Origin of the sequence: Nocardia cyriacigeorgica, assembly GCF_029868385.1 — a bacterium.
Taxonomy (GTDB): domain Bacteria; phylum Actinomycetota; class Actinomycetes; order Mycobacteriales; family Mycobacteriaceae; genus Nocardia; species Nocardia cyriacigeorgica_F.
In genome coordinates this window covers 66,410-90,995 of the sequence record NZ_JARWNX010000023.1, presented here as the reverse complement: position 1 = coordinate 90,995, position 24,586 = coordinate 66,410, and the positions used below count along the sequence as shown (strand labels likewise).

The window sequence follows — 24,586 nt, the reverse complement described above, 5'->3', positions numbered from 1 at the left end:
ATGAAACATTGGAAACGCCTGGCCGCCGTCGCCGCCGCACTGGCACTCACCGGATGCTCCCTCGAGGATGCGGGCTCCGGCGACACCGTCAAGGTCGTCATCGGATACCAGTCCAAGACCATCAACACCGTCACCGCCGGCACTCTGCTGCGCGCCCAGGGCTATCTGGAACAGCGGCTACAGCAGATCACCGATGGTGGTGGCGCGAAGTACGAGGTGGAATGGCAGGACTACGACACCGGTGCGCCGATCACCGCGCAGATGGTGGCGGAGAAGATCGATATCGGTTCGATGGGCGATTACCCGTTGCTGATCAACGGGTCGCGCACGCAGGCCAATGAACGCTCGCGCACCGAGTTCATCTCCGTCACCGGGTACAACCCGAAGGGCGCGTTGAACATGGTGGTCGTCGCACCGGATTCGACGGCCGATGAGCTGACCGATCTGGCGGGGCAGAAGGTGTCGGCCAGTGTGGGTTCGGCCGGGCACGGCACGCTGGTGCAGGCGCTGACCCGCGCGGGTATCGACCCGGTCGACGGGGTCGAAGTGCTCAATCAGCAACCGCAGGTGGGTGCATCGGCGCTGGAGTCCGGGCAGGTGGGCGCGCTGTCACAGTTCGTGGCCTGGCCCGGTCTGCTGGTGTTCCAGGACAAAGCGAAGCTGCTCTACGACGGCGCCGAACTGAACGTGCCGACCTTCCACGGGGTGGTGGCCCGCGAGGACTACACCGCCGAACATCCCGAGGTGGTCGACGCGTTCTTACAGGCGCAACTCGACGCCACCGAATTCCTGTGGCGGGAACCGCTGGAGGCGGCGCGCATCGTGGCCGAGGGTTCGGAGCTGCCGCAGGAGGTCGTGTATCTGTACAACGGTCCCGGCGGCACCTCGTTCGACACCACGCTCAAGCCGAGCCTGATCAGTGCGTTCAAAGACGATGTCCAGTACCTGAAGTCGATCGGTGACTTCGCCGAACTCGATATCGACGGCTTCGTCGACGACACCCGCCTGCGGTCGGCCTTCACCGCTCGCGGCGGCCGCGATTACGACAGCGCCCTCGCCGACACCACCAACCAGACCACCGGCTCCGGGACCGAACTCTGGCTCGACGGCCAGGACACCACCCAGCCTGCCGCCGACGCCACGGCGCTGCTGCGCGCCGTCAACACCGCGCGGGCCCAGGGCAACGCGGTGCGCTCGGCCTACATCGTCGACACCGAACTGGGCACCCGCTGGTTCGCCGACAAAGCGGTCTGGCTGCGCGACGGCGACACCTTCCTGCCCTTCACCACACCGGCCGCCGCCCAGCGCTACCGCCAGGCCCACCCCGCCGCACAGCCGGTGAGCTATGACCAGGCCGTCACGGAGGTCCGGCCATGACGCCTTCCCGCACAGACGCGGTTCCGGCCGAGGCGGAGGTGATCGATACGGGCAACCGCACCGATGCCGAACCGGACAGCAGCGCGGGCACCGCTGCTGCCCGAGGCGAGGGATCCGGCACAGGTACCGATACCGCACGTGGCCCGGTAGGCGAGTCCGGCACGGGCGCAGACACAGACACCGCAATCCCCACCAAGCGCGCACGTCCACGTGCTGGTGTCGGTTCGATATGGTCCTCGCGCGCCCTGCGCCTCGGTTCGGTCGTAGCCGCGGTCTTGCTCTGGCAGTTGTTGACGGCCAACGACTTCCGGCTGTGGCTGCGTTTCGACACCCTGCCGACGGTCACCGAGATCGTGACCGCGTTCGGTCGTCAGCTCGGCACCGATGTCTACTATCTGGATCTCGCACAATCGCTGATCCGCATCCTCACCGGGTTCGCCATCGCGACAGTGCTCGGGGTGGCCAGCGGTATCGCGCTCGGCCGGTCGCGGCTGTTCGCCGATATCCTCGGGCCGCTCACCGAACTCGCGCGGCCGGTGCCTGCCATCGCGGTGGTGCCGATCGCCATACTGCTGTTCCCCGACGACGAGGCGGGCATCGTGTTCATCACCTCGCTGGCGGCATATTTTCCGATCATGGTCAGCACCCGGCACGCGGTGCGCGCGCTGCCGACGCTGTGGGAGGACTCGGTGCGCACGCTCGGCGGCAGCCGCTGGGATGTGCTGGTGCGGGTCGTGTTCCCCGGTGCACTGCCCGGCATCTTCGGCGGGCTGTCGGTCGGTATCGGTGTGGCGTGGATCTGCCTCATCTCCGCCGAGATGATCTCCGGCCGCCTCGGTGTCGGCTACCGGACCTGGCAGGCCTACACCATCGTCGACTATCCCGGCGTATTCGTCGGGATCATCACCATCGGCGTCCTCGGATTCGCTACGTCCGCGGCGCTGGAATTGCTCGGCCGCCGCGTCACCCGCTGGTTGCCGCGCGGAGAGGAGAACTCGCGATGACCACGGCCACCGCCGTCGGCATGAGCCTGCGTCTGGACGATATCTCGTTGTCCTACACCGGCGAACCGGTGATCAGCGGCCTGAGCCTGGACGTGCGTCCCGGTGAGATCCTGGTGCTCACCGGACCGTCCGGATGCGGGAAGTCCACCGTCCTGCGCACCCTGGCCGGGTTGCTCGCCCCTGATGCGGGCCGAGTCCTCGCCGATGACGAACCGGTGACGACCACCTCCCGCGACCGCGCGGTCGTCTTCCAGGACAACGCGCTGCTGCCGTGGCGCAGTGTGCGATCCAATATCGAACTCGCGCTGACGCTGCGCGGTGAACCGAAACAGGGCCGCCGCGCCGCCGCCGATCGGTGGATCGAGGAGGTCGGGTTGACCGGGTTCGCCGATTTCCTGCCCAAGAGCCTGTCCGGCGGAATGCGCCAGCGGGTGCAGTTGGCCCGTGGTCTGGCGGGCGCGCCGCGGGCGGTCATGATGGACGAACCGTTCGGCGCGCTCGACACCCAGACGCGAACCACCATGCAGCGCTTGCTGATCGATACCTGGCGTACCCATCCCACCACCGTCGTCTTCGTCACCCATGACGTGGACGAGGCGCTGCTGCTCGGCGACCGGGTCGCCGTGCTCGGGCGAGCGGGCACACCACTGCGCGCCGTCGTCGATGTTCCCGCCCCGCGTACGGCCGCCGACCGGCCCGCCGAACGCACCCGGATCCTGGAGGCCCTGTCGTGACCGCTCCGACCCTGCTCACGGCGCCGGATCTCGCCGAGACCGTCCGCTGGGACTGTGATGTGCTCGTCATCGGTGGCGGTACGGCCGGGACGATGGCCGCGCTCACCGCCGCCGAACAGGGCGCGAATGTGCTGCTGCTGGAGAAGGCGCATGTGCGGCATTCCGGTGCCCTGGCCATGGGTATGGACGGGGTGAACAATGCCGTCATCCCCGGTAAGGCCGAACCGGAGGACTACGTCGCCGAGATCACCCGCGCCAACGACGGCATCGTCGACCAGCGCACCATCTATCAGACCGCGACCCGTGGCTTCGCCATGGTGCAGCGGCTGGAGAGCTACGGGGTGAAGTTCGAGAAGGACGAGTACGGCGAGTACGCGGTGCGCCGGGTACACCGTTCCGGCTCGTATGTGTTGCCGATGCCCGAGGGCAAGGATGTCAAGAAGGCGCTGTATCGGGTGCTGCGGCAACGCAAGATGCGCGAGCGGATCCGCATCGAGAACCGGTTGATGCCGGTGCGGGTGCTCACCGAGCACGGCCGGGCGGTCGGTGCGGCGGCATTGAACACCAGGACCGGTGAGTTCGTCGCGGTGGGCGCCAAGGCGGTGATTCTCGCGACCGGACCGTGTGGGCGGCTCGGACTGCCCGCGTCCGGCTATCTGTACGGCACCTACGAGAATCCGACCAATGCCGGTGACGGCTACTCGATGGCGTATCACGCGGGTGCCGAGTTGAGCGGTATCGAATGCTTCCAGATCAATCCGTTGATCAAGGATTACAACGGTCCGGCCTGCGCGTATGTCGCCAACCCGTTCGGCGGCTATCAGGTCAATGCCGAGGGTGAACGGTTCGTGGACTCCGATTATTGGTCGGGCCAGATGATGTCGGAGGTCAAGCGGGAGATCGAATCCGCGCGCGGTCCCATCTATCTGAAGGTCTCACATCTGCCGGACGAAACGCTCTCGACGCTCGAGGGCATCCTGCACACCACCGAGCGCCCGACCCGCGGCACCTTCCACGCCAACCGCGGCCACGACTATCGCACTCACGATATCGAGATGCACATCTCCGAAATCGGTTTGTGCAGCGGACATTCCGCTTCCGGTGTGTGGGTGGACGAAAACGCGCGGACCTCGGTTCCCGGCCTGTACGCCGCAGGTGACCTGGCCTGCGTACCGCACAACTACATGATCGGCGCCTTCGTCTACGGCGATCTGGCCGGAGCGCATGCGGCTTCGACGCTGCCCGACCTCACCACACCCGGTGAGCTGCCGCGCGATCAGCTCGCGCAGGCCCATGAGCTGATCTACCGTCCGCTGCGTCATCCGGACGGCCCGCCGCAGCCGCAGGTCGAATACAAGCTGCGCCGGTTCGTCAACGACTATGTGGCCCCGCCCAAGACCGCGGCGAAGCTGTCCATCGCGGTGGAGACCTTCGAGCGGATGCGCGGTGAGATCGCCGAGATGGGTGCGCGCACCCCGCATGAACTCATGCGCTCGGTGGAGGTGTCGTTCATTCGCGATTGCGCGGAGATGGCGGCGCGTAGTTCGCTGACCCGCACCGAATCACGCTGGGGGCTCTATCACGAACGTGCCGATCTGCCCGAACGCGATGATGTGGGCTGGCGGTATCACCTGAATCTGCGTAAGAACGCCGACGGCGCGATGGAGTTCCTCAAGCGTCCGGTGGCACCGTATCTGGTGCCGGTCCCCGGGCTCGACGATCTGCCCGACGCCGACGCCGAGATCGAATTCGTCGAGCAACCGGAACTGATCGCGCAACGCGCACCGGCGACCGACACCGTGGCGAACATCGTCCGGGAACCGGCCGCGCCGCCGTCTCCCCGTCTGGTCACCCTGCTCGGGTTGGACGCGCCGACGGTGCCCGACCTCGCCGAATATCTCGCCGACCCCGACCCGGTGGTCCGGGTGGCCGCCCTGTCGGTGCTCACCGAGCACACCCCGGACGGATTCACTCCCGCATTGATCGCCGCGCTCGACGACGCATCCGCCGCGGTCCGCGCGGCGGCGACGGCGGGCCTGCGCGAACTCGTCGAGGTGTTGCCCTCGGCCGATGGGCTGTCGCAGCGGCTTGATTCGCCCGATCCGGTGGTCCGGTCGACGGTGGTGGATCTGCTGCGCGCCCTGCGCGCCGGGACCGCGGCCCAGTTCACCGCCGCGCTCGCCGACGCCGATCACCGGGTGCGGATCGAGGCGGTGCGCGCCTTGGTCTCCCTCGACGACGGCGACCGTGTCGCGGCCTTGGCGGCCGATCCGAACCGGGAGGTGCGTATCGCGGTCGCACAGGGTTTGGCGACCATCGGCGCCGGTGGTGTCGGGGTGGTGCGTACGCTCGCCGCCGACCGTGATCCACTGGTGCGCGCCGCCGCGCTTGCCGCGTTCGCCGCGCTCGGCACCGATGTCGACACGACCGCCGAGCTCGTCACCGCGCTACGGCATTCGGCCTGGCAGGTGCGGGTCGGAGCGGCACGCGGGCTGGTCGGCGCGGACCCGGAATTCGCGCTGCCCGCACTGACCGACGCACTGTCGGATCCGCATCTCGATGTCCGCAAGGCCGCGGTTTTGGCGCTGTCGCACTGGGCCGGACTCGACGCCGCCAGGATCGCGTTGAAACAGGCGGTCGACGATCCCGATGCCGATGTCCGCGCCTATGCCCGCCGCGCCCTCACCGGGTGATCGGCGGCCGGGGCGCCCGAACCTGTGTTCGGCGCGCCCCGGTCCCGTCACCAACCGCGCCGCTGCGGCCGCGAACCCACCAGCTCGCCCGGACGGGCGTGCCCGCGACTGCGGTACACGATGTAGGGCCGGAACAGGTAGGCAACGGGGGCGCTGAACGCGTGCACGAGCCGGGTGAACGGCCACAGCGCGAACAGCGTCAACGCGATGACGACGTGGATATGGAACGACAGCGGCGCCTGCGCCATCAGGTCACCGCGCGGTTGCAGAATCCAGATCGACCGGAACCACGGCGACACCGTTTCACGGTAGTTGTGTTCCTCGCCGACGACTCCCGACCCCATCAGCGTGGTCGCCAGACCGGCCACGATCGCGGCGATCAGCACCACGTACATCAGCTTGTCGTTCCAGGTCGTCGCGGTGAACACCGGACCGGTGGAGCGACGCCGGTACACGAGCAGGGCCGCGCCCGTGAGGGTGGCGATCCCGGCGATGGCGCCGAGTGTCAGCGCCTGGATGTGGTAGGCGTGTTGGCTCAGCCCGATCGCGTCGGTCCACGACCGCGGGATCACCAATCCGATGATGTGGCCGACGATCACGACGAGGATGCCGAAATGGAACAGCGGGCTGCCGACTCGCAGCAGCCTGCTCTCGTACAGCTGGGAGGAGCGGGTGGTCCAGCCGAATTTGTCGTAGCGGTAACGCCACCAGGTCCCCACCGCCAGGATCGCCAGCGTCACATAGGGGATGACATCCCAGAAGATCTCCGCGGCCGACATGATCAACCACCTCCCTGGTGCGCGGCACTGCGACGCGGCGGCACCGTCAGCGTGAACGGTTGCAGACCGACCTGTTCGGCGGGTGGGCCCGTCAGGACCAGTGCGCGGGCGCGTCGCGCATCCTGGTCGGTCGCGGCGGGCAGAGTCGCCGCGACCGCGCCGAGGACGGCGGCGTAGGGCGATTCGCGATCGGTCAATGCCGTGTGTACCGCGTCGATGGCGTGGCGGTGCGCGGCCAGCAGTCGGCCACCTGCCTCCGGGTCGACGGTCGCGGCGAATTCCAGGACGACCGCGAGATGATCGGGTGCCTCACCGCTGGGTGGTGTCGCGCCCGCCGCGCGGTAGGCCCGGGCGAAGGCGAGCATCGCGGTGCCGCGGTTGCGGGTGTCGCCGTCGGTCCAGTAGGTCAGCAGCAGGGTGGTGCGCCGCTGTAGGTCGAAGATATCGACGTAGTGGCGGGCGGATTCGGTGACGGTGGTCCGGCGCAGATGCGCGACGGTGGCCCGTAGCGGTTCGGCGCGCTGCTCGGGAAGCCGAGCGCACAGTGCCTCGACCGTGTCGAGGCGCACGGCCTGCGCGGCGTCCGGGTAGGCCAGCAGCAGCGACGCCGACTGCCACACCAGCCTGCGCTGATCCGTCGCGGCGCCGCGACGCCTCCCCCACATCATCGGCTCTTGCCTCGCCCGTCATGACCGGCAGGGAACAGTCCCTCGGGGACGCCGTTACCGTCCCAGTTGAGCAGATTGACCCGCGACGGATTGCTCGCGGTCGCGCCGAACGACTCACTCGTCTGCCGCTGGCGCAGCGCATGGAAGGTCTCCACCGCGACCGGCACCGGCCCGCCGCTGGATTCGCCGAACGGGCCCTCCCCGTACATGCCCGGTCCACCGTCGAAATCCAGCGCGCATTCACTGACCGCTTCTTCCAGCCGATGCCCCTCCTCGGCATAGGCCGATGGAATCACATATCTGTCTTCATATTTCGCCAGCGCGAGCAGCCGGTACATCTCGTACATCTGCTCTTCGCTCATCCCCACCGCGGCCGGAATACGGCCCTGCGGCTCGCGCCCGAGATTGATATCGCGCATATAGGACCGCATCGCGGCCAGCTTGCGCAGCACACCCGCGACCACCTCGGTGTCCCCGGCGGAGAACAGGCCCGCCAGATACTCGATGGGGATGCGCAGCGCCTCCAGTGCGCCGAACAGGTTGCCCGCGTCCTCGCCGTCGTGCCCGTCGCGGCTCACCGCGTCCACCACCGGCGACAGCGGCGGCACGTACCAGACCATCGGCATGGTGCGGTATTCCGGATGCAGCGGTAGTGCCACGCGGTACTTCGTGATCAGCGCGTGCACCGGTGAACGCCGGGCGGCCTCGATCCAGCTGTCCGGGATGCCCTGCGCCCGCGCGCCCGCGATCACGTCCGGGTCGGCCGGGTCGAGCAAGGTGTCGAGCTGGGCCCGGTAGAGGTCACGGTCATCGGCGACGGAGGCGGCGTCGAGCACCTTGTCCACGTCGTAGAGCACCAGGCCGATATAGCGCAACCGGCCGACGCAGGTCTCCGCGCAGACGGTGGGGATGCCGACCTCCACGCGCGGATAACAGAAGGTGCATTTCTCGGCCTTGCCGGTTTTGTGGTTGAAATACACCTTCTTGTACGGGCAGCCGGACACACACATCCGCCAGCCGCGGCATTTGTCCTGGTCCACCAGCACGATGCCGTCCTCGGTACGCTTGTACATCGCCCCCGACGGACACGACGCCACACACGCCGGGTTCAGGCAGTGCTCGCAGATACGCGGCAGATAGAACATGAACGTCTGCTCGAGCTCCAACCGGATCTGCTCACTCACCTGGGTGAGAACCGGATCGCCCGGAACGATCTCGGGTGAACCACCCAGGTCGTCGTCCCAGTTCGCCGACCATCCCACCTTCATCGGTTTGCCGGTGAGCAGGCTGCGCGGCGGCGCCACCGGCATCTGGTCACCGAGCGGGGCATTGGTGAGGTTCTCGTAGTCGTAGGTCCACGGCTCGTAGTAGTCGTCCATGGCTGGCATCTTCGGGTTGGCGAAGATGCGGCTCAGTTTCGCCAGTCGGCCGCCGTCACGCAGCCGCAGCCGCCCCTTGCGGTCGCGCACCCATCCGCCGCGCCAGCGCTCCTGATCTTCGTAGGTGCGCGGATATCCTTGTCCCGGACGGGTTTCCACATTGTTGAACCACACGTATTCGGTGCCGGAACGGTTGGTCCAGGCCTGTTTGCACGTCACCGAGCAGGTATGGCAGCCGATGCATTTGTCGAGGTTCATCACCATCGCCAGCTGCGCCATCACCTTCATCAGTAGCTCACCTCCTGGCTACGGCGCCGGACCACGGTCACCTCGTCGCGTTGGTTGCCGGTGGGGCCCAGATAGTTGAAGGCGAAGGAGGTCTGGGCGTAGCCACCGGCGAGATGGGTGGGTTTGATCAGCAGCCGGGTCAGCGAATTGTGGATACCGCCGCGGTTGCCGGTGGTTTCGGTGAGCGGCACGTCGATGGTGCGTTCCTGGGCGTGATGGACGTAGACCACGCCCTCGGGCATGCGATGGGAGACGATCGCGCGGCACACCAGCACACCGTTGCGGTTGACCGCCTCCACCCACTCGTTATCGGCGACCTCGATCTTCGCCGCGTCGGCCGGGCTCATCCACATGGTCGGGCCGCCGCGCGACAGCGACAGCATCAGCAGATTGTCCTGATACTCCGAATGGATGGACCATTTGGAATGCGGGGTCAGATAGCGGACCGTGAGCCCGACACCGTCACGCGCCTGGCCGACTCGGGGTTCGTCGAACAGCAGCGCCATATCCAGCGGTGGCCGGTAGATCGGCAGCTGTTCACCGAGTTCCTCGATCCAATCGTGGTCGAGATAGAAATGCATACGGCCGGTGAGCGTGTGGAACGGTTTGAGTTCTTCGATGTTCACCGTGAACGGCGCGTACCGCCGGCCACCGGTTTCGCTGCCCGACCACTCCGGGCTAGTGATCACCGGCACCGGCCTGGCCTGCGTATCGGCGAAGGTGATCCGGCGTTCCTCGCTGCCCTCGGCCAGATGCGCGAGCCTGCGACCGGTGCGTCGTTCCAGTTCGCGGAACCCCGCCACCGCCAGTCTGCCGTTGGAGGTGCCCGACAGGGCGAGAATCGTCTCGGCCATCTTGTCGGCGGTATCCAACGCCGGACGTCCCGCCGCCGCACCGGAATTCATCACCCCGTGCTTGCGGCCGAGTTCGACGACCTCCTCCTCCGGGTGCACCGTGACGCCCTTGGTGGTCAGACCGGCGGATTCGACCAGCGGACCCAGCGCCGACCACTTCTGCGCAATCGCCGGATAGTCCCGTTCGACGGCCACCAGCGGCCCCATTGTCGTACCCGGCACCGGCGCCACGCGCAGGGTGCGCCAATCCCGTTCGGTACCACCGGGATAGGCCATGGCACCGGGAGTGTCGTGCTGCAAGGTGCCGAGGACGAGATCGGTGCGCCTGCCCAGATGCTTCTCGGCCATGGCGGAGAACCGGCGGGCGATGGCGGCGAAGGCATCGAAATCCGAGCGCGCCTCCCACGGCGGATCGATCGCCGGGGTGAAGGCGTGCACATAGGGGTGCATATCGGTGCTGGACAGATCGGATTTCTCGTACCAGGTGGCGGCGGGCAGCACCACATCGGACAACATCGTGGTCGAGGTCATCCGGAAATCGATCGACATGAGCAGATCGAGCTTGCCCGCCGGCGCCTGCTCACGCCATACGACATCGTTGGGCCGCAGCGGCGGCTTCGCCTGTTCGGCTTGCACATTCGATGTCGTGCCGAGCAGATGCCGCAGGAAATACTCGTTGCCCTTACTGGAGGAACCGAGCAGGTTGGCCCGCCACACGCTCAACACCCGCGGCCAATTCTGTGGGGCGTCGGGATCGGCGAGTGCGGACTTCAGCTCGCCGTCGGCGAGCTTTTCGGTCACATACCGCACCGGATCGACACCCGCGGCGCGGGCCTCGTCGGCCAGCTCCAGCGTCGAACGGTCGAACTGCGGGTAGAACGGCGTCCAGCCCATCGCCGCCGCCGAGGCCAGCACATCCATGGTGTGCTTACCGCGGAACCGGCCGCGTCCGGTCGGTGCGGCGAGGGCGTCGGCGCGATAGCCGTCGTAGCGCCACTGGTCGGTATGCACATACCAGTAGGAGGTGCCCGCCATCTGGCGTGGTGGCCGGTTCCAGTCGGTGCCCATCGCGACGGTCGCCCAGCCCGTCACCGGCCGGCACTTCTCCTGCCCGACGTAATGCGCCCAGCCGCCGCCATTGCGGCCCATCGATCCGGTCAACAGCAGCAGGCTCAGGATGGCGCGGTAGGTGGCGTCGCCGTGGAACCACTGACAGATGCCCGCGCCCATGATGATCATCGAACGGCCACCGGATTCGATGGCGTTATCGGCGAATTCGCGCGCGATGCGGATCACCTGTGCCGCGGAGACCCCGGTGAGGGCTTCCTGCCAGGCGGGGGTGTACGGCGAGCCGGGATCGTCGTAGCCGGAGGGCCATTCCCCCGCAAGACCCGCCCGCGCGACACCGTACTGCGCCAGCATCAGGTCGAATACCGTGCACACCCGATGCCCGGCGACCGTGCGCACGGGCACGCCGCGCTCGATGGTGCTACCACTGCCGTCGACGGTGTCGAAGCGGGGCAGCGTAATGACGGCGGTATCGGCCACACTCGACTCGACCGTCAGTGCCGGTGCGAGATCGCCGAGGTCCAGATTCCATTTGCCGACACCTTCGGCGCCGAACCGGAAACCGAGTGAGCCGTGCGGCACCGCGGCCTCGCCGGTGGCGCCGTCGAGCAGAACCGGTTTGAAGGCAGCGTTTTCCGACGACTCCCCCAGATCCGCGGCGGTCAGGTTCTTACCGGGGACCAAGCGACCGTCGCGCTCTTCGAGCTTGATCAGGAACGGCAGATCCGTGTACTGGCGCACATAGTCGACAAAGAACGGCTCCCGGCGGTGCACGAAATACTCCGTGGCGATCACATGCCCCATCGCCATGGCCATCGCGCCATCGGTGCCCGCCGCGCACGGCATCCATTCATCGGCGAATTTGGTGTTGTCCGCGTAATCGGGGCTGACGCTGACCACCTTCGTGCCGCGGTAGCGCACCTCGGCCATCCAATGCGCGTCCGGTGTGCGGGTGACCGGCACATTGGAGCCCCACATCATCAGATACGCGGCATCCCACCAATCACCGGATTCCGGGACGTCGGTCTGATCGCCGAACACCTGGGGTGAGGCGACCGGCAAGTCGGCGTACCAGTCGTAGAACGAGGTCATCACCCCGCCGAGCAGTTCGATGAACCGTGAGCCCGCGGCGAACGACACCATGGACATGGCGGGGATGGGTGAGAATCCGGCGATCCGGTCCGGGCCGTAGGTCTTGATGGTGTGCACATGCGCCGCGGCGATGATCTCGGTGGCCTCGTCCCAGCTCGCCCGCACCAGCCCGCCTTTGCCCCGCACCTGCTGGTAGCGACGGCGCAGATCGGGATCGGCTTGGATCGCCGCCCACGCCGTCACCGGGTCGCCGTGTTCGGCCTTGGCCGCGCGGTAGAGATCGAGCAGCACTCCGCGCACATACGGATAGCGCACGCGGGTGGGCGAATAGGTGTACCAGGAGAACGCGGCGCCGCGTGGGCAGCCGCGTGGTTCGTATTCGGGGCGATCGGGGCCCACCGACGGGTAGTCGGTTTCCTGGGTTTCCCAGGTGATGATGTCGTCTTTGACGTAGATCTTCCATGAGCAGGAGCCGGTGCAGTTGACGCCGTGGGTGGAGCGCACCACTTTGTCGTGGCTCCAACGGTCGCGGTAGAAGACGTCGCCTTCGCGGCCGCCGTCCCTGGTGACCGTGCGGCGGTCCGGCGAGAATTCGCCGGGGGTGAAGAACCGTCCGCTGCGCAGCAGCAGGTCTTCGATGGAGCCGTCGGTGTGTTCGCTCGCCGCCACGTGGTCTCCTTCTCGTCCGCTCTACGGGGTCGCCGCAACGTCGGATCGGGTGCACGGGCCGCGTGGTTCGACTACAGCGGGGGCGACGACCGGGCAGTGCAGATTCGATGACGGACGGCGCGGCGACGGGCCTGCGGCGAGGTCGATCGCGCGGCTCGGTGGCGGGATGAGGTCTGATCGCCCGGTGTCGGTGCTGATTCGGGGCCGATCGGCCGGGCCCGGCGGGATGTCGGCGCGGGCTCGCGTCCGATCGGGCGTTTCCGTGGGGTTGTGCGTTTCAGTGGGAACTGACGTCACCGTCCCAGCAGAACATGTCGGCACGCGTTCCGCGGGTGTAAAACCGTCGATGCGGATTACGTTTCGGCCACAATGGCCGACGGATCAGGCGATGGCGTCGTCACCGCGGCCGATCGATTCGGATGTGCGGGCGCCCTTGCGTCGGCGCGGACACCCGCAGCACGGTAGGGCGCCGATCAGGCGCCGATCACGGCGTTCATGATGGTGCCCGCACTGGTGGCGACCACGCCACCGGCCATGGCGCCGGCCACCATCTTGGGCGACTGCAAACCGCCGCCGCTCCACTTCTCCCAGGCGAATCGGCCGCCGCCGTAGGTGATGGCGGTGATGCCCGACAGCAGAACGAACCAGGTGAGATACCTGGTCAACTGCATGATCTTGTCCGCCAGCGGCGGAGCTTCCGGGGTGGGGTTGCCGATCTGGGCCACCACCGTGCCGTAGCTGTCGTGCAGCGCAACGAGAATCATGCTCACGTTCATGCTCCTTTTCGGATGCTTGTCGAGTGATGCCGGAGACGCTGACGGCATCAATTGAACAGCACGCCTTCGCGATCCGAGGGAAGACACACGAACGATCGGCGCGTCACGGCGTGGCGCGCGGCGCGTCGCCGTAGACGACGAGCCAGATCGCACGCCCGAGCGTATCGGCGAGGACCTCGTCGGAAACGCCGGTATCGGCCGAAAAAGCGACCGCGATGGACCGTTCCACCATCGAGGTCAGTACCACCGCGGTGGCCGTCGGGTCGATGGCTGAGCTGATCCGTCCGGCGGTCCGGTCGGCGTCGAGCCTGGCCCGGACCATCGCCGCGAAAGTGGCCACCCGCGCATGCCAGTACGCGCCGACGTCGCGGTCGTAGGCCGAGACCTCGGTGAGCGCGAGCAGCAGGTGCCGGTGGGCGCGGAAACCCGCGATCATGCTCCGAATCGCCTGCACCACACCGTCGACGCCGTCGGTGTGATCGGCGGTCCACCACTGTTCGGCGGCGTGGAACAGGTCGGTGGTGGCCAGATCTGCCATCCGGATCAGCAACTGGCTCTTGTCCGGAAAGTATCGGTAGAAGGTCGATCTCGCCGAGTGCGAGGCGGCGGCGATCTTCTGCACGGCCAGTTCGGTGTAGGGCGTGCCATCGGCCAGCAATTCCTCGACCGCGATCAGCACCCGGCGTTCGAATTCGGCTCGACGGTCGTCGGCCGGTTTGCGTCCGCCGCGGGGGACCCGGGTCAGCGACGGCATCCGGCGCCCGTCCGCGCAGCCGTCGAGCCGCGGTCTGCTCGCTGTTCGGTCGAATGCTGCATGCGGCCCATTGTGCCTCGGGCACCGCGGATCGGCATCGGCCGTTGACAGCGGCGCGCCGGAGGTTCACCATCAATCGGACATAGTGTCCGAGACGCGATGACCGAGGCGTGAGAATGGCCGATTCCTCCAGTACGGCGGTCGAATACACCGACGTCATCGTGGTTGGCGCCCGGTGCGCGGGCTCCGCCGTCGCGATCACGATGGCCGGGGCCGGACGCCGTGTGGTGGTCCTCGACAGCGCGCGTTTCCCGTCCGACACGCTCTCGACTCATCTGCTGTGGCCCGGCGGACTCGCCGAATTGCGCGCGCTCGGAGTGCTCGACCAGGTCGAACGCCTCGGTGCACCGCGCCTGACGTCGGCGTTCGCCGCCGGTGGCGGGTATCGGGTGCCCTCGGAGTTTGCGGCGGCAGATGGCATCGATTACGCGATGTGCGTGCGCCGCACCGGTATGGATGCCGTCTTGGTCGGTGCCGCCCGTGCGGCGGGCGCCGATGTCCGGGAACGCTGTCGGGTGACCGAATTGCGGTGGACGCGTGGTCGATGCGCCGGTGTGCGGTATCGCGACCGCGACGACAATGTCGTCGAGGTGCGCGCACCGCTGGTGGTCGGCGCCGACGGCAGGCGCAGCACGGTGGCGCGGCTCTGCGGTGCGGACGAACCCTTTCTGCGCGCGCCGAGCGGGCGCGAATGCTATTACGCCTACTGGCGCGACGGCGCGCGGTCCTGGCGGCACATCGCCGCCCAGTGGCGTGCCGGACGCGATCTCGGTACGGCGTTCCCCTGCGATGACGGGCTGCTGCTGTCGTTGGTGCAGCCACCCGTCTCGAACGACGGCGGCCTCCGCCCAGGCCGCGCCGAACAGCGCTATACCGATGCGATCGCACGCCTTCCCGGTCTCACCGATCGGCTGCGCGATTGCGAACGGGTCGGCCGGGTACGGTCGGCGACCGGCATCGTCTCCTACTTCCGGCGCTCCAGCGGACCGGGCTGGGCTCTGGCCGGGGACGCGGGACATTTCAAGGATCCGGTGACGGCGCAGGGCATCCGGGACGCACTGCGCTACGGCAGGCTGCTCGGCGAGACGACCGCCCCGCTGCTCGAACATCCGAAGGCGCTCGATATCGCGCTGGCCCACTGGGCGGATGCGCGTGTGCGCGACTGCCTGCCGATCTATCAGTGGACCAATCGGCTCGCGCGTGCGGAAGCTATGCACCCCTTGGAAATCGAGCTGTATCGCACGGCCACCAGCGACAGGTCACTGGCGGCCGCGGTCACCGGGATCTTCTCCCGCACCACCGAACCCGGTGCGGTGTTCACGCCACGTCGCGCGGTCGGTCTGGCCGCCGGTGCGGTCCGGCACACCCCGACGGCCGCGGGTGCGGTGCTCGCCGATGTCACCCGGGAACTGCGTGCGGCGGCCGCCGACTGGCACGAGGCACGCACCGCGTTGCGCGCGGTCGACCGCAGATCTTCCATCCCGTCGACACCCATCGATCACCTCTTCCGTGCTGGAGACGAATATGTCTGAACCGCAATCGAATACGGCCGAATCGTGGACCCGGCGCGATGTGCTGCGCGGCGCCGTCGTCGCCGGGGCGGCGCTGGCACTCGGTGGGACGACCGCGACCGCCGGTACCGCACCCGTGCGCCGCTCCCCCGGTTCGCCCGGCAACCGGAACGTCGCGATTCTCGGTGGCGGTGTCGCCGGATTGTCGGCGGCGCACGAACTGATCGAACGCGGTTATGCGGTGACCGTGTACGAACCCGCCTATCTCGGTGGGAAGGCACGCAGTCTCGGTGTGCCGGGCACCGGCGCCGATGGTCGCCGTGATCTGCCCGGTGAGCACGGGTTCCGCTTCTTCCCCGGCTGCTATCAGAATCTGCCGGACACGATGCGCCGCATCCCTTTTCCCGGAAATCCCAACGGTGTGGCCGACAATCTCGTCCGCGTCGAGGGCACCATCGCCGGATTCCGCGGCAAACCGCCGGTCTTCCTGCCCGTGGAGCCCGCCGCGCTCGGGCAACTCACACCGGAACTGCTCCAGAACACGATCGTCACGGGGCTCGGCTTCATCCCCGAGCTGCCACCCGCCGAGCTGGCGTTCTTCGCCAAGCAGATGACGATGTGGTTCACCTCCTCCACCGAACGACGGTTCGGGCAGTGGGAATACCTGACGTGGGAGCAGATCCTGCGCGCGGACGGTAAATCGCAGGCCTACCGCGATTATCTGGTCTCGGCGCTGACCCGCATCACCGTGGCGGCGAAACCGCATATGAGTTCGGCACGCACCATCGGCACCATCGGCGAGGCGCTGGTCCTCGCGGGGACCGGACTGATTCCGCAGTACTCGGCAGGTATCGATCGCATCCTCAACCGGCCGACCAATGAGGCGTGGATCGATCCGTGGGTCGCGTATCTGCGCGGACGCGGTGTGCGGTTCGTGATGGACCAGCGGGCCACCGCGCTCGAGCTGCGCAACGGCCGCATCGCGGGTGCCACGGTCGTCGACTCCGGCGGCGCTGCGTCGACGGTCGAGGCGGATTGGTATCTCTGCGCCATGCCGGTGGAGCGCACCGTGCCGCTGCTGAGCCCGGCCATCCTCGCGGCCGATCCGCGGCTGACGGGGATGGCCGAACTGGTCACCGACTGGATGGTCGGCATCCAGTACTACCTGACCAGGCCCTCCGACATCCCGGAGGGCCATATTGCCGCGCTCGGCTCGCCGTGGGCGATCACCGCGCTGCGGCAGGCGCCGATGTGGGTGGGCGATTTCGCACAACGCTACGGCGACGGCCGCGCGGTGGAATGTCTGTCGGTCGACGTCTCCGATTGGGACACTCCCGGCGTCCTCTACGGCAAGACCGCCAAACAGTGCTCGAAGGAGGAGATCGCGGCCGAGGTGTGGGCCCAGCTCGAACAGTGGCTCAATACCGGCACCGGCTGGTTACGCGCCGACGATATCCACTCCTGGCATCTGGACCCCGGTATCAGCTGGTCCGGCGGGACCACGCACAACGACACTCCACTGCTGGTCAACACCGTCGGCTCCTACGACAACCGCCCCGACGCGCACTGCGCGATCCCCAATCTGTTCTTCGGCGGCGATCATGTGCGCACCCATATCGACCTGGCCACCATGGAGGGGGCCAACGAGGCGGGGCGTGCCGCCGCCAATGCCGTCCTCGATGCCGCCGGTGATCCCGCGCCGCGCGCCACGATCCATCCGCTGGTGAGTCCGCCGATCTTCGAGGCGGCCAAGCAGCTCGACGCCGACCGCTTCCGGGCGGGCTTGCCACACGTGCTCGATGTATGAATCCCCGTATCTCGGCGCAACCTGCCCCGCGATGATGTGATGGCTGCCACACTCATCGCATGAGTGATCACGTCTATCGCGTCATCGAGGTGGTCGGTTCCGCTCCGGACGGCGTCGACGCCGCCATTGCCAATGCGATCGCCCGCGCGGGCGAAACCGTCCGCCATCTCGAATGGTTCGAGATGGTGAACGTGCGCGGCCACATCGTCGACGGCGCCATCGCCCATACCCAGGTCACCGTGAAGATCGGGTTCCGGATCGACCCGGCGGGCTGAGCGCGGCCGCCACGGCGAGACGGCGGCCACGCTAACGGCGATCATCGGTCGCTCGATAGGGCTGATGAGCATTCGGGGATGCCACACGTCCGCATCCTGCCGACTCCCGGCCCCGCATCACTTCACCTCAGGAGGCTCCCTATGGCACGCCACCACATCACCACCGCTACCGCCCTCGCCGCCACCGGCCTTGCGCTCACCACGGTTTTCGCCACCACCGCGGGCGCCAGACCCATCGGCCCCTTCGACGTCGGCGGCGCCATCGAGGTCAAATACGACCAGGCCGGCGGCTACAACACCTTCGGCAACCCCATCACTCCCGAACTCGACGCCACCGGCGGCCGCTTCCAGGCCTTCGAACGCAACAACTCCATCTACTGGTCCCTCGGCACCGCCGCCCACCAGATCGGCGGCGCGATCCGCGACAAATGGGGCGCCGCGGGCTGGGAGAACAGCCCCCTCGGCTTCCCCATCACCGATGAGGCCGCCGCCAAGAACAACGGTCGCTACAACCGCTTCAACGGCGGCGACATCTACTGGTCACCCACCACCGGCGCCCACATCATCTGGGGATCCATCCGCGACACCTGGCTCGCCGCCGGAGGCGAGAACGGCCGCTACGGCTACCCGACCGGCGACGAATTCGACTACGAGGGCGGCAAGGCCCAGGACTTCCAGGGCGGACGCATCACCTGGGAGCCGTGAGCTGTGGCGGGCCGGTCGAGCCCGGCCCGCCACCACCCGACGTCAGCGGCCAAGCATCATCGGCCGCATGACCTCCCGCGTGTTCCGCTGACAACCGAGACGGAAGAGGCACCAATGCATCTGAGCAAAAGGACCACCCGATCCCTCATCGCAGCCGCCGCCGTCGCGGCCCCTCTGCTCGCCGTCGCCCCCGCCGCGACCGCCGACAGCAACCCACTCAACGACGCAATAACACTGACCAGCAACGGCTTCTGCGTCGGCCATATCGATTTCGCACTCATCTACGGCCCGAACACCCCCTACTTCGGCCTGATCAGCGCCCTCCACGGCATCACCCCCTGCTCGGTCGAAGTCGCAGTGAACTGGCGCAATCTCGACACCGGCGCCACCGGAACAGTCCGACAGCAGATCTACGGAACCGGCGGCACCCAAATCCAATTCGACCCGGGCCCCGGCCACATCACCGGCACCCTCGCCACCAACGCCCCACACAAACCGGGCTCCTTCGACTTTCAGCGAACCGCTCCATAGAGCCGACGGACGCGCAGCCCACCCCACAGGACGTGAAGCGGTCAGCGGCTCCGGGTGTCGGCTGCGACGATTCGGGCGGCGTCCGGGGCGTTGTCGGGGTCGGCGAGCCATTGGCTCGCCACGCCCACGAGTAGTGCGAAGTAGTGGGAACCGACGGCTTCGACTGTTTCCGGGTCGGCGGTATCGGGGTCGAGTCCGCCGAAGGCGTGGGCGAGGCTGCGGCGAGCGGTGCGTTGGCCGGCCGCGATCATCGCTTGGATCTCTTCGTCGTCGCGGGCCGCCGACACGGACTCGAAATTCACATACCAGAGCGCGCGGTTGTTGCGGATAGAGGTGACGATCCGGTCCCAGCGCGCCTCGTTGCCCGCCGGGCCGGGCGGATCGTCACCGCCGATGGCGGCGAAGAGGATATCGCCCCATTCGCGGTTGAGATCGTGCAGCGTGTCGGTGAGCAGGCGTTCCTTGGACCCGAAGTGGTAATTGATCGAGGCCTGGTTGGCCCCGGAAGCCTTGACCAGCTCGCGCACGGTCGTGTTGGCGTACCCCAGCGAGAGCAGGCAGTCGCGCGCTGCCTGTAGGAGCTTGTCTCGGTTGCTCATGTGTCTATAGTATTAGATAAACGTTCGTTTATAACGTATGTTTATAACGATTGTTTATGTTGCGAAGGGACACCATGCACACCTCTACTTCGGCCCCACCTGTACTTCGACTCCGGGGCCTGCGCTGCGAGTACCCCGGGGAGAGCGGATCGGTCCACGCCCTGCGGGGCGTCGACCTCGACATCGCGCCGGGCTCGTTCACCGCTGTCATGGGCCCGTCGGGCTCCGGCAAAACCACCCTGCTGCACTGTGCCGCCGGGCTCCAGGTGCCGACCTCGGGCCATATAGCCTTCGACGGGCAGCCCCTCGACGCACTGGACCAAAATCAGCTGGCGAAGCTGCGCCGACGCCGGATCGGATTCGTTTTCCAGTCGTTCAACCTGCTTCCGGCGCTGTCGACCGTGGACAATGTCGAACTGCCGATCCGCCTGGACGGGCATCGACCCGACCGCACCTCGACCCGGGCGCTTCTCGCTCGAGTAGGCCTCGACGAGCGGGCCGCGCACCGCCCCGACCAGCTCTCCGGCGGCCAGCGGCAACGCGTCGCAATCGCCAGGGCGCTGATCACGAACCCCCAAGTGGTCTTCGCCGACGAGCCCACCGGAGCGCTCGACATCCGCAGCGCCCGAGAAGTCCTCACACTCATGCGCGGACTCGCCGACCAGGGGCAGACCATCATCATGGTCACCCACGACCCGGTCGCCGCCTCATACTCCGATGCGGTTCTTTTCCTCGCCGACGGCCGGCTGGTCGACCGCGTCGCGCGGCCGACCGCTCGCGAGGTCGCGAACCGCATGGCCATGCTGGTCGAATCCGCCGAGCGGGCCTCGAATGTGAGCGCGCGATGATCGGCCTCGCGGTGCGTTCTTTCGCGCACCACCGCGCGTCCGCGGTCACCACCGGACTCGTGGCGATGGTCGGGACAGCCCTGGTCACCGCCATGGCGGGGTTGCTCGGCACCGGCCTCTCGGCGGACACCACCACCGGCGACCGCGACTTTCTGGTCCAGTTCCCGCTGATCCTCGGTGGCTGGGTGCTGGCGATCGTCGTTTTTGCCATGGTCTCCACGATCGGCGTGGCGCTTCAGAGCCGGGCAGGCGAGATCGCGGGTATCCGCCTCGTCGGCGCGACCCCGTCGCAGGTGCGCCGGATGGTGGTCGCCGAGACCGCGGTGGTGGCTGCCATTGCAGCGATTCCTGGCCTCGGCGGCGGGCAGCTGCTGGGCGCCGGCCTGCTTGCCGGCATCCGCGGTACGGGCCTCATCGATGACGCGACCGGCTATGTCCCTGGTGCGGCGCTCCCGCTGATCGGGGCAGGGTTGATGCTCGGCGCCAGTATCGCCGCCGCCTGGATCGGCAGCCGCGCCATCGCTTCCCGCAGCCCGGTCGACGACCCGAGCCCGGCGCGGGCACATGGCCGCACCGGTCGTGCCCGCCCGATGGCAGCGATCTCACTGCTGGTCGCCGGGCTCGCTTCCTCGTTCCCCGTACTCGCCATCGATCCGGACGATATCCTGACCACCGCGCTTACCGGCCCCGGATGCGTGCTCGTCGCGGTCGGGCTGAGCCTGCTGGCGCCGGAACTGATCACCATGGCCGAGTTCGTCTTCGGGAAGATCCCCGCCCTACGCGCGGGCCCGGCCGGGCACCTGACGGCACTCAACCTTGCCGCTGCCCCGGAGCGAGTGCGCCCTGCGGTCACCTTTCTGACCCTGTTCATCGGCGTCGCCGCGGGCACGCTCTCCATGCAGGGCATCGAGAACCGGTACGGCGCCGAGGGCGGCGACGGGCAACTACTGGCGGCTATCAACTATCTCGTGGTGATCCTCATCGCCGCGTTCATGGCAATCGCACTGTCCAACAACCTCGTCGCCTCCATCGCCCGCCGCCGCACCGAGTTCGCCGCCATGCACCTCATCGGAGCCACGGCCGCGCAGTCGCGGCAGATGCTCATCGGCGAAGCCACCGCAGCCGTCACAGTCAGCGCCGTCGCAGGTGGCCTCGGCGCATTCGCAAGCACCGTCCCGTTCGCGATCACCAAAACCGGCAACCCACTCGCCGCCCTGGCCCCGCTTCCCTACCTCCTCTCCATCATTGCCGGCGCGATCATCACCCTCAGCGTGACCGCACTAGCGGGCCGCCGCGTAATCAACACAGCCACAGCATGATCGGGGTTTCCTGACATAGTCCGAGGGATGCCTCGGGTGCGCGAGCCCTCGACAGCAGGCATTGGCCCGCCGACCGGGCCTTGGGCTCGCGCCGGTCGGGTTACCGGTCGAGTTGGACCTGGAAGATGGCCCGGTTGAAGTAGGCGCGAGCTTCCCGGATGAGGCCGTCGGCGTCGAGGTCGTAGACGTTGATGCCTGACCAGTTCACCGGAATGCCCGTGCCGGTGACAGCCGCGCCGGTCCATGACACTGCGACCGAGTTTGCGACGGTGTAGGCATCGCGGGGAGTGAGGCCCAAGAAGGGATTGAAGTTCGGTAGCACCGAGGCGATGAACTCGCGGATGGCAGGGCGGCCGACGATCGGCGGTTCACCGACCGGATCGTGGAAGACGCCGTCGGTGGCGAAAGCATCGGCCCAGGCGTCGGCGTCGCCGGACTGCGAAGCGGTGAAGAACTGCATCACGGCGGTGGGCATCGCGGGCATGGCCATCGGTGATCTCCTGGAATGGTTGCGGGAACAGTGGAATCAGGGAAGTCGTTGGGGCTCAGGAGGATACCGTTGTGCGGTTCCTGCGATCGTGGCGGCGGGCGAAGGGCAGCACCGCCAGTCCGGCCATGGCGAGCGCAGCCTGCAAGGCGCAGACACCGGGCCAGCCGAAGGCCGCATAGCAGACTCCCGCCACAGCGGCGCAGATCGCGCCACTGAGGAAGACTGCGACCATATAGACGGTGTTGGCGCGGCTGCGTGCCTCGGGCAGGTAGGCGAAAATGCGGGCCTGGTTGGCAATCTGACTCCACTGCACCGCGATATTGACCAAGACGATCGCCACAATCATGAAGGCCGGCGCGGTGCGACCGAGTGCGTAAGCCGCGGCAGAGAGCAGAGTCAGCGCCAGCGCCGCGGTGATGATCGGCAGAGCGCCGCGACGGTCGATGAACTGCCCGGCCCACGGCGCGGCGACCGCGCCTGCCAGCCCTAGCGTCCCGAATAATCCCGCGGCGGCGGTGCTGAAGTGATACGGCTCGTGGGTGAGGACCAGCACCAGCGAGGTCCAGGTGGCGTTGTAGGCGCCGAACAGGCTCGCATGCAGAAGGCACGAGTGGCGCAGAGCCGGTTCGGCCCGCACCAGTCGTGGCAGCGAGGCGAGCAGGCGGCCGTAGCCGATCGTGGCCGCACGGGCAGGCTCACGCGGAACCAGGGCAACGGTCAGCAGCCCGGACGCGCCGGTCAGCACGGCGGCCAGCAGGTAAACCGCCCGCCAACCGAACACCTCGCCTACCGCGCCGCCGATTACGCGAGAACCGACGATGCCGGTCATCAGCCCGATCTGAACCCAGGCGACAACCGAGGCTTGCCGCTGCGGCGAGGCCAGCTCCGCAGCCAGCGGCACCAACACCTGCGGGACGACAGTGAATGCGCCCACCAGCGCCGCAGCGGCCGCCAGCAGCGACAGGCCGGGCGCAGCCGCAGCGAGCAGCAGCGCGATCACGGTCGCGGCCAGCATGACGATCAGCAACGGCCGCCGGCGGCGGACATCGCCCAACGGCACCAGAAGCAAGATCCCCGCGGCGTACCCGAACTGCGCGCATGTCACCACCACACCGGTCGCCGACGGCGCGACACCCAGACCTCGGGCGAACAACGTCAGTAGCGGTTGCGCCAGATACACGTTCGCCACGGTCACTCCGCTGCAGATCGCCATCACCGCGAACAACAACGGGCGCACGGACAAACCGGCGGCGGCGGGTGGGGCGAGTTGCTGATCTTCAGTAGTGGTCATCACCATCTCCATAAGCGATCGAACTAGTTAGTTCGAATGCTAGGAGTCTGTGCTCAACACTGTCAAACGAACTGGTTCGTTACACTCGAGGGCATGGCATACGACTCAGCGGCAACCAAGGAACGTATCCTCATCGCGGCGGCGGAGGAATTCGCCGCCCATGGTGTCGCCGGAGCACGTGTGGATCGCATCTCCGCCGCGGCCAAAGCCAACAAGCGAGCCATCTACGACTACTTCGGCGATAAGAAGGCACTGTTCGCCGCTGTGCTGGAACGGCTGATGACCGACCTGGCCGCAGCAGTGCCGCCCCGCGACGATGCCGACCTCGGCGCCTATGCCGCAGCCCTGTTCGACTACCACCACGCCCATCCCGAGGCCCTGCGGCTCCTGCTGTGGGAGGCGCTCGAAATGGGCGACGATCCGGTTCCGGACGAGCAGGCACGTACCCAGCACTACCTCGATAAAATCAACGCTGCCGAAGCTGCAACAGGAGCACGCGACGACGATCCGCGTGCCCTCATGTTCTTCACCCTTGGACTCGTCGGATGGAGCCTCGCCATGCCGCAGCTGCGCCGCATGATTCTCGGTCCCGACTACACGCCGGATCAGCTCCGGGCGGCCGTCTCCTCCGCCGTTCGCGCGCTGGCCGGCAGGTCAGCCTCTGACAAGTAGAACTGGCGTGGCGAGATCCGGACTTCAAGGCGGGCGCAACTCCCGCCAGCCGTGATCGGGCCGGCCGCACCCCGATCACGGCCGCCTTGCACCCCCATCGAATTCGCCGACCAGCGGTTGCCACTTCCCCGATGGATCTGAAGTACCAGGCTATCGACGCTGCGGACTTCTCTGCGGTGAGCCACCCACCTCCGGCGACGTCCAAAGCGGCCTCTACGACTGCGTCCAGTCCGGAGTGCCGTTCGAGGAGTGCGAAGCGCGGCTGCCGCGCGGATAATTCGGCCAGTGGTCGGCCGCGAAGAAAGGAGCTGAGCGTGGATCAACCAGCACAACAGCGTGAGGT

At 67.6% G+C, this 24,586-nt stretch carries 21 protein-coding genes; 12 read left to right on the top strand and 9 right to left on the bottom strand.

Translation table 11 applies throughout. From position 1 onward, the window contains the following. Genes QH168_RS03630 through QH168_RS03615 form a run of 4 tightly spaced genes read left to right on the top strand, consistent with a single transcriptional unit; the run spans position 1 to position 5,808 of the window. Positions 1 to 1,377, top strand: coding sequence for an ABC transporter substrate-binding protein (locus tag QH168_RS03630; RefSeq protein WP_280232947.1), 1,377 nt, complete (start codon positions 1 to 3; stop codon positions 1,375 to 1,377). Continuing rightward, complete coding sequence (locus QH168_RS03625; protein ID WP_280232946.1) at positions 1,374 to 2,381, top strand: ABC transporter permease; 1,008 nt, start codon at positions 1,374 to 1,376, stop codon at positions 2,379 to 2,381. Before QH168_RS03630 ends, QH168_RS03625 begins: the two co-directional genes overlap by 4 nt. Then, positions 2,378 to 3,115: an ABC transporter ATP-binding protein gene (locus QH168_RS03620; protein ID WP_280232945.1), complete on the top strand. Its 738-nt coding sequence runs from the start codon at positions 2,378 to 2,380 to the stop codon at positions 3,113 to 3,115. The genes QH168_RS03625 and QH168_RS03620 overlap by 4 nt, the downstream gene beginning before the upstream one ends. Further along, complete coding sequence (locus QH168_RS03615) at positions 3,112 to 5,808, top strand: fumarate reductase/succinate dehydrogenase flavoprotein subunit (RefSeq protein ID WP_280232944.1); 2,697 nt, start codon at positions 3,112 to 3,114, stop codon at positions 5,806 to 5,808. Before QH168_RS03620 ends, QH168_RS03615 begins: the two co-directional genes overlap by 4 nt. A gap of 47 nt (positions 5,809 to 5,855) precedes the next feature. Here QH168_RS03615 and narI read toward each other — a convergent pair whose 3' ends face one another. From narI to QH168_RS03585, 6 genes are all read right to left on the bottom strand, one after another. Next, positions 5,856 to 6,587, bottom strand: coding sequence for a respiratory nitrate reductase subunit gamma (narI, locus tag QH168_RS03610; protein WP_280232943.1), 732 nt, complete (start codon positions 6,585 to 6,587; stop codon positions 5,856 to 5,858). Between the two features lie 2 nt (positions 6,588 to 6,589). After that, a complete protein-coding gene (gene narJ, locus QH168_RS03605) occupies positions 6,590 to 7,255 on the bottom strand; it encodes a nitrate reductase molybdenum cofactor assembly chaperone (protein ID WP_280232942.1) in 666 nt (221 codons plus the stop codon). Then, positions 7,252 to 8,922, bottom strand: coding sequence for a nitrate reductase subunit beta (gene narH / locus QH168_RS03600; RefSeq protein WP_280232941.1), 1,671 nt, complete (start codon positions 8,920 to 8,922; stop codon positions 7,252 to 7,254). Before narH ends, narJ begins: the two co-directional genes overlap by 4 nt. Beyond that, positions 8,922 to 12,605 (bottom strand): nitrate reductase subunit alpha, encoded by a 3,684-nt coding sequence (locus QH168_RS03595; RefSeq protein ID WP_280232940.1) that lies wholly within the window; start codon positions 12,603 to 12,605, stop codon positions 8,922 to 8,924. The genes narH and QH168_RS03595 overlap by 1 nt, the downstream gene beginning before the upstream one ends. A 473-nt stretch (positions 12,606 to 13,078) precedes the next feature. After that, positions 13,079 to 13,369, bottom strand: a complete 291-nt coding sequence (locus tag QH168_RS03590) for a hypothetical protein (protein ID WP_175583219.1) — start codon at positions 13,367 to 13,369, stop codon at positions 13,079 to 13,081. Between the two features lie 115 nt (positions 13,370 to 13,484). Further along, complete coding sequence (locus tag QH168_RS03585; protein ID WP_280232939.1) at positions 13,485 to 14,135, bottom strand: TetR/AcrR family transcriptional regulator; 651 nt, start codon at positions 14,133 to 14,135, stop codon at positions 13,485 to 13,487. A 176-nt stretch (positions 14,136 to 14,311) separates the two neighbouring features. Between QH168_RS03585 and QH168_RS03580 the strand changes: the two genes are divergently transcribed. From QH168_RS03580 to QH168_RS03560, 5 genes are all read left to right on the top strand, one after another. Continuing rightward, positions 14,312 to 15,727, top strand: a complete 1,416-nt coding sequence (locus tag QH168_RS03580; RefSeq protein ID WP_280232937.1) for an NAD(P)/FAD-dependent oxidoreductase — start codon at positions 14,312 to 14,314, stop codon at positions 15,725 to 15,727. Then, positions 15,720 to 17,513: a hydroxysqualene dehydroxylase gene (locus QH168_RS03575; protein ID WP_280232936.1), complete on the top strand. Its 1,794-nt coding sequence runs from the start codon at positions 15,720 to 15,722 to the stop codon at positions 17,511 to 17,513. The genes QH168_RS03580 and QH168_RS03575 overlap by 8 nt, the downstream gene beginning before the upstream one ends. Before the next feature lie 59 nt (positions 17,514 to 17,572). Further along, entirely contained in the window at positions 17,573 to 17,788 is a 216-nt protein-coding gene (locus QH168_RS03570) for a dodecin (RefSeq protein WP_280232935.1), read from the top strand. A gap of 141 nt (positions 17,789 to 17,929) precedes the next feature. Next, on the top strand, positions 17,930 to 18,493 hold the full coding sequence (locus QH168_RS03565) for an LGFP repeat-containing protein (RefSeq protein WP_280232934.1): 564 nt from the start codon (positions 17,930 to 17,932) through the stop codon (positions 18,491 to 18,493). Between the two features lie 114 nt (positions 18,494 to 18,607). Continuing rightward, a complete protein-coding gene (locus QH168_RS03560) occupies positions 18,608 to 19,024 on the top strand; it encodes a hypothetical protein (RefSeq protein ID WP_280232933.1) in 417 nt (138 codons plus the stop codon). Between the two features lie 41 nt (positions 19,025 to 19,065). Here QH168_RS03560 and QH168_RS03555 read toward each other — a convergent pair whose 3' ends face one another. After that, complete coding sequence (locus tag QH168_RS03555) at positions 19,066 to 19,623, bottom strand: TetR/AcrR family transcriptional regulator (protein ID WP_280232932.1); 558 nt, start codon at positions 19,621 to 19,623, stop codon at positions 19,066 to 19,068. 56 nt (positions 19,624 to 19,679) lie between these two features. Between QH168_RS03555 and QH168_RS03550 the strand changes: the two genes are divergently transcribed. Both QH168_RS03550 and QH168_RS03545 read left to right on the top strand, forming a co-directional pair. Next, on the top strand, positions 19,680 to 20,471 hold the full coding sequence (locus tag QH168_RS03550; protein WP_280232931.1) for an ABC transporter ATP-binding protein: 792 nt from the start codon (positions 19,680 to 19,682) through the stop codon (positions 20,469 to 20,471). A 92-nt stretch (positions 20,472 to 20,563) separates the two neighbouring features. Continuing rightward, positions 20,564 to 21,790: an FtsX-like permease family protein gene (locus QH168_RS03545; RefSeq protein WP_280232930.1), complete on the top strand. Its 1,227-nt coding sequence runs from the start codon at positions 20,564 to 20,566 to the stop codon at positions 21,788 to 21,790. A gap of 100 nt (positions 21,791 to 21,890) precedes the next feature. Here the strand turns inward: QH168_RS03545 and QH168_RS03540 are convergent, their stop codons facing one another. Next, entirely contained in the window at positions 21,891 to 22,280 is a 390-nt protein-coding gene (locus tag QH168_RS03540) for a nuclear transport factor 2 family protein (protein ID WP_280232929.1), read from the bottom strand. Between the two features lie 55 nt (positions 22,281 to 22,335). Next, positions 22,336 to 23,577 (bottom strand): MFS transporter, encoded by a 1,242-nt coding sequence (locus QH168_RS03535; RefSeq protein WP_280232928.1) that lies wholly within the window; start codon positions 23,575 to 23,577, stop codon positions 22,336 to 22,338. Positions 23,578 to 23,664: 87 nt separating this feature from the next. Between QH168_RS03535 and QH168_RS03530 the strand changes: the two genes are divergently transcribed. Further along, entirely contained in the window at positions 23,665 to 24,243 is a 579-nt protein-coding gene (locus QH168_RS03530; protein WP_280232927.1) for a TetR family transcriptional regulator, read from the top strand. Positions 24,244 to 24,586 lie beyond the last annotated feature (343 nt).

Coding starts and splice junctions, on each gene's coding strand:
- QH168_RS03540 (WP_280232929.1), bottom strand. CDS start 22,280: ATGGCCATGCCCGCGATGCCCACCGCCGTGATGCAGTTCTTCACCGCT.
- QH168_RS03620 (WP_280232945.1), top strand. CDS start 2,378: ATGACCACGGCCACCGCCGTCGGCATGAGCCTGCGTCTGGACGATATC.
- QH168_RS03530 (WP_280232927.1), top strand. CDS start 23,665: ATGGCATACGACTCAGCGGCAACCAAGGAACGTATCCTCATCGCGGCG.
- QH168_RS03535 (WP_280232928.1), bottom strand. CDS start 23,577: ATGGTGATGACCACTACTGAAGATCAGCAACTCGCCCCACCCGCCGCC.
- QH168_RS03565 (WP_280232934.1), top strand. CDS start 17,930: ATGGCACGCCACCACATCACCACCGCTACCGCCCTCGCCGCCACCGGC.
- QH168_RS03570 (WP_280232935.1), top strand. CDS start 17,573: ATGAGTGATCACGTCTATCGCGTCATCGAGGTGGTCGGTTCCGCTCCG.
- QH168_RS03550 (WP_280232931.1), top strand. CDS start 19,680: ATGTTGCGAAGGGACACCATGCACACCTCTACTTCGGCCCCACCTGTA.
- QH168_RS03575 (WP_280232936.1), top strand. CDS start 15,720: ATGTCTGAACCGCAATCGAATACGGCCGAATCGTGGACCCGGCGCGAT.
- narH (WP_280232941.1), bottom strand. CDS start 8,922: ATGAAGGTGATGGCGCAGCTGGCGATGGTGATGAACCTCGACAAATGC.
- QH168_RS03625 (WP_280232946.1), top strand. CDS start 1,374: ATGACGCCTTCCCGCACAGACGCGGTTCCGGCCGAGGCGGAGGTGATC.
- narJ (WP_280232942.1), bottom strand. CDS start 7,255: ATGATGTGGGGGAGGCGTCGCGGCGCCGCGACGGATCAGCGCAGGCTG.
- QH168_RS03590 (WP_175583219.1), bottom strand. CDS start 13,369: ATGATTCTCGTTGCGCTGCACGACAGCTACGGCACGGTGGTGGCCCAG.
- QH168_RS03555 (WP_280232932.1), bottom strand. CDS start 19,623: ATGAGCAACCGAGACAAGCTCCTACAGGCAGCGCGCGACTGCCTGCTC.
- QH168_RS03560 (WP_280232933.1), top strand. CDS start 18,608: ATGCATCTGAGCAAAAGGACCACCCGATCCCTCATCGCAGCCGCCGCC.
- QH168_RS03585 (WP_280232939.1), bottom strand. CDS start 14,135: ATGCCGTCGCTGACCCGGGTCCCCCGCGGCGGACGCAAACCGGCCGAC.
- QH168_RS03545 (WP_280232930.1), top strand. CDS start 20,564: ATGGCGGGGTTGCTCGGCACCGGCCTCTCGGCGGACACCACCACCGGC.
- QH168_RS03630 (WP_280232947.1), top strand. CDS start 1: ATGAAACATTGGAAACGCCTGGCCGCCGTCGCCGCCGCACTGGCACTC.
- QH168_RS03580 (WP_280232937.1), top strand. CDS start 14,312: ATGGCCGATTCCTCCAGTACGGCGGTCGAATACACCGACGTCATCGTG.
- narI (WP_280232943.1), bottom strand. CDS start 6,587: ATGTCGGCCGCGGAGATCTTCTGGGATGTCATCCCCTATGTGACGCTG.